The 12,847-nt window shown below is 75.5% G+C and carries 8 protein-coding genes; 3 read left to right on the plus strand and 5 right to left on the minus strand.

Translation table 11 applies throughout. The features are described 5' to 3' along the window. Positions 1–406: 406 nt before the first annotated feature. Entirely contained in the window at positions 407–4,087 is a 3,681-nt protein-coding gene (locus tag ACF1ED_RS20420) for a S8 family serine peptidase (protein ID WP_391762314.1), read from the plus strand. Between the two features lie 59 nt (positions 4,088–4,146). On the opposite strand, the gene ACF1ED_RS20425 is transcribed toward ACF1ED_RS20420, so the two are convergent. From ACF1ED_RS20425 to ACF1ED_RS20440, 4 genes are all read right to left on the minus strand, one after another. Then, a complete protein-coding gene (locus ACF1ED_RS20425; RefSeq protein WP_391762316.1) occupies positions 4,147–5,622 on the minus strand; it encodes an acyl-CoA synthetase in 1,476 nt (491 codons plus the stop codon). Positions 5,623–5,680: 58 nt separating this feature from the next. Next, on the minus strand, positions 5,681–6,925 hold the full coding sequence (locus ACF1ED_RS20430; protein WP_391762318.1) for a nitrate/nitrite transporter: 1,245 nt from the start codon (positions 6,923–6,925) through the stop codon (positions 5,681–5,683). A 181-nt stretch (positions 6,926–7,106) separates the two neighbouring features. After that, positions 7,107–8,534, minus strand: coding sequence for a GAF domain-containing protein (locus tag ACF1ED_RS20435; RefSeq protein ID WP_391762414.1), 1,428 nt, complete (start codon positions 8,532–8,534; stop codon positions 7,107–7,109). 39 nt (positions 8,535–8,573) lie between these two features. Then, positions 8,574–9,695, minus strand: coding sequence for a rod shape-determining protein (locus ACF1ED_RS20440; RefSeq protein ID WP_391762320.1), 1,122 nt, complete (start codon positions 9,693–9,695; stop codon positions 8,574–8,576). A gap of 387 nt (positions 9,696–10,082) precedes the next feature. Between ACF1ED_RS20440 and ACF1ED_RS20445 the strand changes: the two genes are divergently transcribed. After that, positions 10,083–11,159: a hypothetical protein gene (locus tag ACF1ED_RS20445; protein ID WP_391762322.1), complete on the plus strand. Its 1,077-nt coding sequence runs from the start codon at positions 10,083–10,085 to the stop codon at positions 11,157–11,159. Between the two features lie 86 nt (positions 11,160–11,245). Here the strand turns inward: ACF1ED_RS20445 and ACF1ED_RS20450 are convergent, their stop codons facing one another. Beyond that, positions 11,246–11,680 carry a MarR family winged helix-turn-helix transcriptional regulator gene (locus ACF1ED_RS20450; RefSeq protein ID WP_391762324.1) on the minus strand — a complete coding sequence of 145 codons (435 nt, stop codon included), beginning with the start codon at positions 11,678–11,680 and terminating at the stop codon, positions 11,246–11,248. A 97-nt stretch (positions 11,681–11,777) separates the two neighbouring features. On the opposite strand from ACF1ED_RS20450, the gene ACF1ED_RS20455 reads away from it, so the two are divergent. Beyond that, positions 11,778–12,797 (plus strand): NADP-dependent oxidoreductase, encoded by a 1,020-nt coding sequence (locus ACF1ED_RS20455; protein ID WP_391762326.1) that lies wholly within the window; start codon positions 11,778–11,780, stop codon positions 12,795–12,797. Positions 12,798–12,847: the final 50 nt, after the last annotated feature.

A 12,847-nucleotide genomic window follows, 5' to 3' on the forward strand; every position in this document is an offset into this window, starting at 1 on the left:
ATCCGGATCGGGTCGCGGCCTTGAGCCGGGCCGGGTCGCGGTCCTGAGCCGGGCCGGGGCGCGGTCCTGATCCGGACCGATCCGCAGCCCCGATCCGGATCGGGTCGCGGCCTTGAGCCGGGCCGGGTCGCGGCCTTGAGCCGGGCCGGGTCGCGGTCCTGATCCGGACCGATCCGCAGCCCCGAGCCGGACCGGGTCGCCGCCCCGAGTCGGACCGGACCGCCGGAAAGCGCTTCCGGAGCGTCCCGGACTCTCCCGTCCTGAACCGTCTTCGCCCTCCTGGCGGGTGGCCGCCACGGCAGATAGCCGCCAGCTGGGAGGGGCGTCAACTCCCCTCCGAGCGACCAGACTCCTCGCGGATCCGGAACCACCACCCCCGAACCCCGGGTCCGCGAGGAGCCGTTCGATGACCGCACCGCTGACCAGAGGAAGGGCCGGCCTGATCGCCGCCGGCCTCTCCCTCGTGATGCTCTCGGCCGGGCAGACCGCCGCCGCGCCGGGCGCCACGGCCGCCGCCGTGCCCGACACCTTCAAGGGCCCGGCCGCCTCCGCCACCGTCACCCTCGTCACCGGCGACCGGGTCACCCTCACCGGGCTCGGCGACGGCCGGCAGACCGTCACCGTCGACCGGGCGAAGGGCGCCACCGGAGCCGTCCGCACCCAGGTCACCGACGGCCGGGTCACCGTCGTCCCCGACGAGGCCCGCCCCCACCTCGACTCCGGCGCCCTCGACCCGCGCCTCTTCGACGTCACCGGCCTCGTCGAGCAGGGCCTCACCGGCGAACTCCCGCTGATCGTCACGTACGGGACGAAGAACGCCCGCGCCGCGCTCGGCGCCCCGCGCGGCACCGAGACCGTCCGCGCGCTGCCCAGCGTCGGCGGCGCCGCCGTCACCGCGACCGACCCGGCCGCCTTCTGGGAGTCCTTCACCGCCCCGAAGGCACGGACCTCCGCGCCCGCCAAGGTGTGGCTCGACGCCCGGGTGAAGGCCGCCATGGCCGACTCCAACGCCCAGATCGGCACCCCGAAGGCCTGGGAGGCCGGGCTCACCGGCAAGGGCGTCAAGGTCGCCGTCCTCGACACCGGCGTCGACGCCTCCCACCCCGACCTCGCCGGCCGCGTCAGCGAGTCGAAGTCCTTCATCGCCGGCCAGGAGGTCGCCGACCGCAACGGCCACGGCACCCACGTCGCCTCCACCGTCGGCGGCAGCGGCGCCGGCTCCGACGGCAGGGAGAAGGGCGTCGCCCCCGGCGCCACCCTCGCCGTCGGCAAGGTCCTCAGCGACGAGGGCTACGGCTCCGAGTCGGAGATCATCGCCGGCATGGAGTGGGCCGCCAAGGACATCGACGCGAAGATCGTCTCGATGAGCCTCGGCTCCCAGGAGGGCAGCGACGGCACCGACCCGATGGCCCAGGCCGTCAACACCCTCTCCGCCGAGACCGGCGCCCTCTTCGTCATCGCCGCCGGCAACTCCGGCGCCCCCGGCACCATCGGCTCGCCCGGCGCCGCCGACTCCGCGCTCACCGTCGGCGCCGTCGACTCCGCCGACGAGGCCGCCTACTTCACCAGCAAGGGCCCCCGCCACCGCGACCAGGCCCTCAAGCCGGACCTCTCCGCGCCCGGCGTCGGCATCCTCGCCGCCCGCTCCCAGCTCACCGGGGGCACCGGCCTCTACACCTCGATGAACGGCACCTCCATGGCGACCCCGCACGTCGCCGGAGTCGCCGCGCTCCTCGCCGAGCGGCACCCCGACTGGACCGGCGCCCGCCTCAAGGACGCCCTCATGTCCAGCTCGAAGCCGCTCGACGCCTCCGCGTACGACCTCGGCGCGGGCCGCGTCGACGTCGCCGCCGCCATCGCCGCGGACGTCACCGCCACCGGCTCCGCCGACCTCGGCTTCTTCTCCTGGCCGTACGAGGCGAACGAGCCGGTCACCAGGACCGTCACCTACACCAACGCCTCCGACGCCCCCGTCGAGCTGGACCTCGCCGTCGAGGGCATGCCCGCCGGCACCGCCGCCCTCGCCGACACCACCCTCACCGTCCCCGCCCGCGGCACGGCGAGCACCACCGTCACCGGCGACGGCGCCACCGCCCCGGTCGGCACCAGCTCCGGCCGGATCACCGCCACCGCCGGCGGCACCCCGGTCGCCCGCACCGCCCTCGGCCTGGTCAAGGAGGAGGAGCGCTACACCCTCACGGTCCACGTCAAGGACCGCGACGGCGCCCCCGCCGCCGCCGGCCTCGGCCTGCGGAACCTCGCCCCGGGCCACGACCCCTTCCCGGCCTCCGTCGGCGAGTCCGGCACCGTCGAACTGCGCCTCCAGCCCGGCACGTACACCGTCGACACCTTCCTCGACGTGCGCGGCTCCCGGGGCGCCGACTCCCTCGGCCTCGCCTTCATGGCCGCCCCCGAGGTCGTCCTCGACCGCGACCGCGAGATCACCCTCGACGGCCGGCAGCTGCGCGAGATACGCGCCGAGGTCGACCGGCGCACCGAGACCCGCCAGCTCCTCATGGAGTACGACCGCGAGGCGAACGGCGTCTCCTACACCGACATCGTGCAGGTCCCGCCGGCCTACGACTCGCTCTTCGCCGCGCCCACCGCGCCCGTCGCGAACGGCTCCTTCGAGTACCGCACGGTCTGGCGGCTCGGCAAGCCCGTCCTGGAGGGGAGCGTCGGCGGCGTCCGCCTCTCCGACCTGCGCCCGCAGGCCGGCGCCGCCCTCCTCGAAGGCCGCCACCGCCTCGGCCTCGTCGACGCGGGCACCGGCACCCCCGCCGAGTACGCGGGCAAGGACGTCACCGGCAAGGCCGTCCTCGTCCGCCTCGCCCCCGGCGCGAACCCGGCCGGGGTCGCCCAGACCGCCCAGGACGCCGGCGCCCGGGCGCTGGTCGTCACCGACGACGCCGCCGGCCGGCTGATGGAGTGGTTCGGCACCGAGGGCTACGAGGACCGGCCGCTCGCCGTCGCCACCGTGAACCGCGCCGACGCCGCCCGTCTCGCCGCCGGCGCCGCCCGCGGCGCCCGCGTCGACCTCACCGGCACCCGCTTCACCCCGTACGTCTACGACCTCTCCGAGGGCCACCCCGGCCGCGTCGGCACCGACCTGGTGTACCGCCCCGGCGACCGCGACCTCGCCACCGTCCGCTCCACCTTCCGCGCCCCCACCGGGCGCGAGGAACTGGGCGGCGAGTTCCGCTACTCCCTCACCGACGCCTTCCCGATCGGCGTCGGCTTCAAGGAGTGGATCGGCTTCCCGGCCGAGCGCACCGAGTACGTCTCCACCGGCACCGGCCAGCAGTGGCACGAGTCCGTCGACCTCGGCACCTCCCTGGAGCAGCGCGGCGGCCGGTCCGTCTACCGCGGCGGCTCCACCGCCCGCCTCGACTGGTTCGGCCCCGTGTGGCACCCCTGGCTCGGCACCGGACTCGGCTGGGGCCAGCAGCGCACCGGCAACGACCTGCGCTTCAACACCCCCGGCTGGGGCGACTCCGGCACCGACCACACCGGCTTCGGCGACGTGTGGGGCGACGACACCATGACCCAGTACACCGAGGTGTACGTGAACGGGGTCCGCGTCGACCGCAAGATGAGCTCCGGCGCCTACGCCTGGGACGCCCCGGCGGAGGAGGCCACCTTCAAGGTCGTCACCGACACCGCCCTCGACCCGGCCCGCTGGCGGCTCGGCGCCAAGGGCCACACCGAGTGGACCGTCCGCTCCGCCGAGACCCCGTCCGACCGGGTCACCCACCTGCCGATGCTCAACCTCGGCTTCGACCTCGACACCGACCTGTACGGCGACGTCCGGGCCGGCTCCCGGATCCCGGTCGGCATCTTCGCGCAGTACGTCGAGGACGCGTCCGGCACCGGCACCATCGCCACCGGCGGCCTGGAGGTCTCCTACGACGACGGCGCCACCTGGCGCGAGGTCGGCCTGAAGAAGTCCCGCCACGGCGCCTCCTGGACCGGCGAGCTGCGGATCCCGTCCGGCGCGGCCTCCGTCTCGCTGCGCGCCGAGGCCGCCGACGACCAGGGCGGCACGGTCACCCAGGAGCTGATCCACGCGGTCGGCGTGAAGAGGTAGCCCCGTCCCCGCGGCACGAGGAAGGGCCGGACTCCCGCGCGGGGCCCGGCCCTTCGCCGTCACTCCCGCGGCAGCCGCTTCTTCAGGACCTTGCCCAGGTCGTTGCGGGGGAGCGCGTCGAGCAGCCGGACCGTCCGGGGCCGCTTGTGCGGGGCGAGCAGCCGGGCCACGTGGTCGGCCAGCTCCCCGTCCGCCGGCGGGTCCGCCGGGTCGGCCGGCACCACCCAGGCCACGATCCGCTCGCCCAGGTCCGGGTCGGGCTCCCCGGTGACGGCGGCCTCCCGCACCCCCGGGTGGTCGAGCAGGGCGTTCTCGATCTCGCCCGCCCCGATCTTGTAACCGGCGCTCTTGATCAGGTCGGTGGCCTTGCGGCCCACCAGCCGGATCGTTCCGTCACCCTCGCGGACCGCCATGTCCCCGGTGCGGAACCAGCCGCCGGCCGCGCCCCCGTCGAAGGCCTCCGCCGTCGCCTCCGGCCGGTTCAGATAGCCGGAGAAGAGGTTCGGGCCGCGCACCTGCACCTCGCCGACCGTCTCCCCGTCGAAGGCGCCCAGCACCGAGCCGTCCTCCTCCACGAGCCGCACCTCCACGCCCGGCAGCGGCGTCCCCACCGTCCCGGGGCGCGGCGGGCCGCCCGGCCGCACGCTGGTGTTCATCAGCGTCTCGCTCATCCCGTACCGCTCCACCACCGTCCGGCCCGTCGCCGCCGCGATCCGCTCGTGGTCGTGCACGGGCAGCGCCGCCGACCCCGACACCAGCAGCCGCGCCCCCGCCATGGCCTTCGTGAGCGCCGGGTCGTGGGGGAGGGCGTCGGCGAGCCGGTGGTACATGGTGGGGACGCCGAACAGCATCGTGCCGCCGCTCCCCAGCTCCCGGGCGACCCCCTCCGCCGAGAAGGCGCCCAGGTGCCGGACCTCGCCGCCGCGCCGCAGCGGCCCCAGGACCCCCAGGACCAGGCCGTGCACGTGGAAGAGCGGCAGTCCGTGCACCAGGACGTCGTCCGCCGTCCAGGACCACGCCTCGGCGAGCGCGTCGAGGGAGGCGGCGACCGCCCGGCGGGAGAGCAGCACGCCCTTCGGCGGGCCGGTGGTGCCGGAGGTGTAGACGACCAGGGCGGTGGACTCGGGATCGACGCCCGCCGGCGGCGGGCTCCCGGCCGGCCCGGCCGGCCCGTCCAGTCCCACGTCGATCCGGGGAAGGGCGTCCAGCGCGGCCGGCAGTTCGTCACCGGGTCCCGCGAGCACCGCGTCCGGGGCGCTGTCGCCGAGGACGTGCGCCAGCTCCCGCTCGCCGGAGCGCGGGTTGAGCGGCACGGCGGGGACGCCGGCGAGCAGCGCCGCCACCACCGCGACCGCCGTCCGGGCGGTCGGCACGGCCCACACGGCCACCCGCCGGGACCCGGCGAGCCGGGCGGCGAGCGCGCCGGCGGCCCGGGCCAGCTCCTCGTACGAGAGCGAGTCCGGGCCGCAGCGCAGGGCGGGGCGGTCGGTCGGGGCCGCGAGGGCCGGGAACAGCGGCGGGAAGAGCGCACTCACCGGTCGTACTCCTCGGGTCGGGGGCGAGGGGTGCTGCCGGGACGATTCTGCCGCTCCGTCAGGAGGTCCCGGCCGTGACCTTCGTCGCTCCGGGCGCCGCCCCCGGGCCGGGATCGCCGCCCGGCCGGATCCCGCGCATCCGCCCGTACGCGTACACACAGCCCGCGAGCGCCAGGTCGGAGAGGAGCATGAAGCCGATCGAGTACGAGTCCTTGGCGCTGTAGATCGCGCCCATGACCAGCGGCGGGACGAAGCCGCCGAGGCCGCCCATCGCGCCGACGATGCCGGTCACGGAGCCCACCTGGGCCTGCGGGGTGACCTGCGAGACCAGCGCGAAGACCGAACCGCTCGCGGTGCCGAGACCGGCCGCCATGATCAGCAGGGCGATCGTGCCGCCCGGGTCCAGCTTCGGGTCGAAGGCCTGGACGACGGCGAGGAGGGCGACGGTGCCGAGCGCCCAGGCGGTGACGACCGCCGGGTGGACCCGGTCCGAGAGCCAGCCGCCGATCGGCCGGAAGACGACGGTGACCAGCGCGAATCCGGCCGCCTTGGTGCCCGCGTCGGTCGGGTCGAGGTCGTACCAGTTCTTCAGGTACGTCGGCAGGTAGACGCCGAAGGCCACGATGCCGCCGAAGCCGATCGCGTACAGCGCCGACAGCTCCCACGTCACCCGCAGCCGCCCCGCCGAACCCAGCCGGGTCGCCAGCGAGGCGGCCGGCACCGGGCGGTCGGGCCGGTCCGTGATGAGGAAGGCGGCCAGCACCGCGTACGCGGCGAGCGCGACGGCCACCACGACGAACGGCAGGTTCTCGCCGTGCTTGGCGATCCGCGGCGTGAAGTAGCCGGAGAGCGCCACACCGCCCATGCCCATGCCGAACACGCCGAGCGCCAGGCCCCGCTTCTCCGGCGGGAACCAGGAGTTGACCAGCGGGATGCCGATCGCGAAGGTCGTGCCGCCGAGGCCGAGGAGGAAGGCGACCACGATCATCAGGCCGTAGGAGTCCTTCACCACGATCAGCAGCAGCACGGGGACGATCGTCAGCGCGGAGACGAGCGGGAACATCAGCTTCGCGCCGTACTTGTCGGTCAGCGCGCCCGCCGGGATCCGGCCCACCGAGCCGACCAGCACCGGCACGGCGACGAGGAAGGACTGCTGGAACGAACTGAGGTCCAGCCGCTCGCCGTACCAGCTGCCGAGCGGTGCGATCAGGTCCCACGCCCAGAAGGTGAGCGTGAAGCCGATGGTGGCCGTCACCAGGTTGCGGTAGGCCGCGGCGGTCGGGGGCTTGGCGTCGGAGTTCACGCCTCCAGTCAAGATCCCTCCCGGGGGCCCGGCGCGCGGGACTGCTCCGTACGGGGGAGGGCGGTGCGCGCGGGTACGGGCGTGCGGGCGGGTACGGGTGCGGGTACGGTTCCGGGCCTCGCGTCGGTACGGGTGCGGCTCCGGGCCCGTGTCGGTACGGGTGCGGCTCCCGGGCCCGCGGCTACGGCCAGGTCACCGTCGTCGGAGGGGTGCCGTCGTCCTCCACCCGCAGCCAGGCGCCCTCGTCGCCGACGCCGACGTCCACCGAGATCCGCCCGATCCCGGACCGCCGGTGGGCCGCCGCGAGGGCACCGCGCAGCGCGGCCAGCAGCTTCCGGGCCTCCGGCTCCTCCACGAGCGTGTCCACGGCGCCGGTGAAGCGCACCGCCGGCTGGAAGCCGAGCAGCACCGCCGCCCCGCCGGTCTCCCGCAGCACCCGCCCCCGGAAGGTCGCCGGCGCCTCGGCCGGCGGCTGCTGGAGCGCGAAGATCGTCGTCCGCACCTCCTGGATCGTGGAGTCCAGCTCGTCCACCGCCTTCCCGAGCAGCTCGTCCTCCTCGGACGAGCCCCCCGCGCGGCGGCGGGTCGACTCCAGCATCATCTCGGTGGCGAACAGCCGCTGGACGACGAGGTCGTGCAGGTCGCGGGCGATCCGGTCGCGGTCCTCGAAGACCGCGAGCCGCTCCCGGTCGTGCCGCGCGTCCGCCAGGACCAGCGCGAGCGCCGCCTGCGAGGCGAACTGCGAGGCGAGCAGCCGGTCCACCGCCGAGTAGGGGGCGGCGCCCCGGCGGCGGGGGAGGGCCAGGGTGCCGATCAGCCTCCCGCCGCTGCGCAGCGGCAGCATCATCGAGGGGCCGAAGCGCGAGCGGACCGGCGTGGTCATCCGCGGGTCGCTGGAGGAGTCCTCGACGAAGACCGGTTCCCCGCCGAGCAGTTGGACGAGGACGGCGGAGCCGGGCCGGATGGTGGTGCCGACCAGCTCGCCGGGGTCCTCGGTGGTGGAGGCGGTGACGATCTCCATCCCGCCCTCGGGGGTGGGCTGGAGGATCACGCCGGCGGCCGCGTCCGCGAGGATCCTGGCCTGCTCGGCGACGGTCATCAGGGCGTCCTCGGCGGACTCGCCGGTGAGCAGGGCCGTGGTGACGGCCGCCGCGCCCTCGATCCACCGCTCGCGCTGCCGGGCCGTCTCGTAGAGCCGGGCGTTGCCGATGGCGATGCCGGCCTGGGCCGCGAGGACCCGCAGCAGGGCCAGGTCCTCCTCGGTGAAGCCGCCCGGCTTCCCGGTGAGGTGGAGGTTGCCGAAGATCTGGGTGTGCACGCGGATCGGGACGCCGAGGCCCCCGGCGCCGTCGTCGGGGAGCGGGCCGACGCGGGCCCGCTCCTCCTCGGTCATCCCGGTGGTGAAGAGCCCGGTGAGCCGGGGGCGCTCGGGGTCGACGACCCCCAGCGCCCCGCGGCGGGCGCCGACCAGTTCGGTCGCCGAGTCGACGAGGTGCTGGAGGGTGGCGCGGAGTTCGAGGTCCGTGCCGACGCCGAGGACGGCTTCGAGCAGCATGGGCAGGCGGGCCCGCTCCTGCTCCGCGTCCTCGTCCTCCGCCATGATCACCATGGTCTCATCCACGTACGAATCGGGTGATGTCGGGATTGGTCACTCCGTCAGGTCGTCGGCGTACGCATGGCCGGGGTCGCGGTCCCGCCCGCGGTCGCCGTCCCCGTCGTCCGCCAGGCCGCGGTGCTCGCCCAGCGGGTCGAGGACCATCGGCTGGACCTTGCCCTCCAGCATCGCGCCGAGGCCCAGGACGGCGCAGACGTCGGGGCGTTCGGCGATGTGCACCGGCATCCCGGTGGCGTCCCGCAGCATCTGGTCGAGGCCCGGGAGCAGGGCGCTGCCGCCGACCATCATGATCCCGCGGTCGGCGAGGTCGGCCACGAGGTCCGGCGGGCAGTCCCGCAGCACCTTCCCGATGCCGTCGAGCACCGCCGTCAGCGGGGTGTGGATGGCCTCGCGCACGGCGGCCGTGTCGACGGTGACCGAGCGGGCCAGGCCGGTGGCCACGTCCCGGCCGTGGATCTCGGTGGAGGCCGGGCCGTGCGGGGTGAGGCCGTTGCCGTGCAGGGCGAGCTGGAGCGGGCGCACCGACTGGCTCGGCAGCATCAGCTCGTGGTGGTGGCGCAGGTGCTGGATGATCGCGTGGTCGATGGCGTCGCCGCCGACCGGCATCCGCTCGGCGGTCACGATCGCGCCGAGCGAGAGCACCGCGACCTGGGTCGTCGCCGCCCCGCACACCATGATCATGGTCGCGGTGGGCTGCTCCACCGGCAGGCCGCAGCCCACGGCCGCCGCGATCAGCGTGTCCACCAGCTCGACCCGGCGCGCCCCGAGCCCCACCAGGGTCTCCACGGCGGCCCGCTGGGCGAGCGGGTCGCTGTCGTGCGGGGTGCAGGCGGCGGCGCGCAGCCGGGGCTTGCGGCGGAGCTGGCGGCGCAGCTTCTCGCCGAGCAGGTGGCGCAGCATCCGCTGGGCCATCTCGATGTCGACGACCGTGCCGCCGGACACCGGGCGCACGACCCGGATGTAGTCGGGGGTGCGGCCGGTCATCTTCTCGGCGAGCGCGCCGACCGCGATCAGCGCTCCGGTGCGGGTGTTGACGGCGGCGACGCTCGGCTCGTCGACGACGAGCCCGGCCCCCTTGACGAAGACCCGGGTGCGGGCGGCACCCAGGTCGACGGCGACATGGCAACGGCGCAGTTGCTCCAGGCTGACGGTCACGGCGGATCCTCCGGGGTGCGGTGCTGACACGGGCGAGGTGTCGCGGTTCGGGTTTCCTGTTGGCATCGTGCGACCGCCGGGCCCGCCGCGCGCGCTGGGCTGCGCCGCCCGGGGCCCGGCGGGGGCGGGAGGCGGGCTGCGGGGGAGGGACCGGGCGGCGGGAGGCGGGCCGCCGGGAAGGGGCCGGGCGGCGGCCGGGCCGGTCGGAGGGTGTCGGCGGAGGGGGCCGGTCCGGGGCCGGGGGAGCGGGGCCGGTCCGGGGCCGGGCGGCAGAGGAGGCGAACCGGGAGAATCGTGGCGCCACGGCGGCCACCTGCGGTTTCCTCACAAGATCCTCACGTCCCCGTCTCCCCGGAGCCGCGCCTGGCGTCCTAGCCTGCGAGCCCCATGGACTACTGCCACGCGTGCCGGCGGCATCTCAACGGGGCTCTCGCCTGTGCCGGGTGCGGGACTCCCGTCGAGCGGCTGCGGTACGACGCCCCCCACACCCCGCCTCCCCCCGCGCCTCACGAGGGCGCCGAGGCGCCGGAGCCGTACCCGACCGGACCGTCGTACCCGACCGGACCGTCGTACCCGACCGGACCGTCGCACCCGTACGCCCCGGACCCGTACGCCGCGTCCCGCGAAGCCGCCCCGGAGCCGTACGCCCCGGACTCGTACGCCCCCGGGCCGGAGACGCCCGGGCAGGAGGCGCCCGCCCCGCCCGAACCCCTCGCGGCCGAGCACGTCTACGAGCTGGACCTGGTGGTGCCGCCGCCGAGGCCGGCCGGGCGGGCGGCGGGCCGTGCCGCCGCGCGCCGCCGGAAGCGGGGCCGGGCCGGTCGCGGCCGGACGGTCGCGCTGAGCGCGCTGGGGCTGGTCCTGGCGGCCGGGTCGCTGGGCCTGGCGAAGGCGGCGTTCGAGGAACCGGAGGAGAAGGGCCCCGCGAACGCGGTGGAGGAGCTGGAGGTCACCGAGGCCCCGCTGCCGCCCGCGCTGCCGACCCGGAGCCCCGGCGGCGGGGCGACGGAGGACGGCGACCGCGCAGGCGAGGGCTCGGCGGGCCCGGCCACGCCGACCGGCCGCCACCGCCGGATCAGCACGGGCTCGGGCGGCTCCGCCACGACCGCCGCGGCCGTGTCCCGCCCGGGCCGGGGCTCCGGCGGCGGATCCGGCACGGGGACGGGCGCGGGGACGGAATCCGGTACGGGTACGGGTACCGGGTCCGGGACGGGTACGGGCGCCGCGCCCACCGGCCGGCCGTCCGCCACCGCCCCCTCCTCCCCGGCGCCGACCGCGCCGGAGGTCACCTCGGGCCCGCAGGGCGAGGGGCCGGGCCCCACATCGAGCGCCTCCGGCTCGCCCACCGCCCCGCCCTCGGGCGGCGCGAGCCCGTCCGCCCCGTCGACCCCCCGCCCGACCACGGCGACGCCGACCCCGGAACCCTCGGAGACCTGCACCCGCTTCCTGTGGTGGTGCGTCTAGGCCGGTCCGGCACCGGCCCGCCGGACCGCGCCCGTCGGCCGGGTGGGTTGGCCCGGGTGCGGGTCGGCCCCGCCGGGACGGGTCCGTCAGACCAGGTCCGCCCCGAGCATCCGGCGCAGCAGGTCCCGCAGCAGGGTGCGCTCGGCGTCGGTCAGCCCGCCGAGCGGCTCGCGCGCGAAGTGCAGCGCGTCGCGCAGGCGGCGGGCGGTGTCCCGGCCCTCGTCGGTGGGCGCGGCCAGCTTCACCCGGCGGTCGGCCGGGTCGGGGCGCCGCTCGACCAGGCCCCGGGACTCCAGGCGGTCGATGATCCCCGTGACGTTGGAGGGCTCGCACTTGAGCTTCTCGGCGATCTTCCGCATCGGCGTGGGCTCCAGGGCGAGCAGCCCGAGGACGCGGGCCTGCGCGCCGGTGAGGGAGTGGGCGGCGGCGGCCTCCTCGTACTCCTGGTGGTAGCGCGCCACGACCGTGCCGATCAGCTCGACGACTTCGAGGGTCACGGGGTCGCTGTGTGAGGTGGGCATGGGCACCATGCTACTCCGATGCTTGACAACATGAAATATTCAGGCGCATGGTTGTTTCATCAAGTGAAGCTTCTGCCAGGAGTCACCGGAGGACCCCATGACCGCTCTTCCCGCCACCAGCCGTGAATGGCACCTCGTCGCCCGCCCGCACGGCTGGCCCGCCCCCACCGACTTCGCCCTGCGCGAGGTCCCGGTCGAGGCGCCCGCCGAAGGCCGGATCCTGGTGCGCAACCTCCACTTCTCGGTCGACCCCTACATGCGCGGCCGGATGAACGACGTGAAGTCCTACGTCCCGCCGTTCAAGCTGGACCACCCGATGGACGGCGGCGCGGTCGGCGTCGTCGTCGCGTCGAACGCGGAGGGCTTCGCCGAGGGCGACCACGTCCTGCACGGCCTCGGCTGGCGTGAGTACGCCGACGTGCCCGTCCAGCACGCCACCAAGGTGGACCCGGAGCTCGCCCCGCTCTCCACGTACCTCGGCGTGCTCGGCATGCCCGGTCTGACCGCCTACGCGGGCCTCTTCGAGACCGCCTCCTTCAAGGAGGGCGACACCGTCTTCGTCTCCGGCGCGGCCGGCGCGGTCGGCAGCCAGGTCGGCCAGCTCGCCAAGCTGGGCGGCGCCGCCCGGGTGATCGGCTCGGCCGGTTCCGACGAGAAGGTGAAGTGGCTGGTCGAGGAGCTCGGCTTCGACGCCGCCTTCAACTACAGGAACGGCCCGGTCCGCGACCAGCTCCGCGAGGCCGCCCCGGACGGCATCGACGTCTACTTCGACAACGTGGGCGGTGACCACCTGGAGGCCGCGATCTCCTCGCTCAACGTGCACGGCCGCGCCGCCATCTGCGGCATGATCGCGCAGTACAACGAGACGGAGCCGGTCCCCGGCCCGCGGAACATGGCGCTGATCATCGGCAAGCGGCTCCGCCTCCAGGGCGTCCTGGTCGGCGACCACTACGGCCTCCAGCAGAAGTTCGTCGAGGAGGTCGGCGGCTGGCTGCGATCCGGCGAGCTGAAGTACCGCGAGACCGCCGTCGAGGGGATCGAGAACGGCGTGGACGCCTTCCTCGGTCTGCTCCGCGGCGAGAACACCGGAAAGATGATCGTCTCGCTCGACCGGTAGTCTTCCCTCAGCCGTCGCGATCGTGGGCGCGAGTCGAGGCGGGGAGAAGA

The sequence above is a fragment of the Streptomyces sp. NPDC014656 genome (assembly GCF_043084305.1).
Lineage (GTDB): Bacteria > Actinomycetota > Actinomycetes > Streptomycetales > Streptomycetaceae > Streptomyces.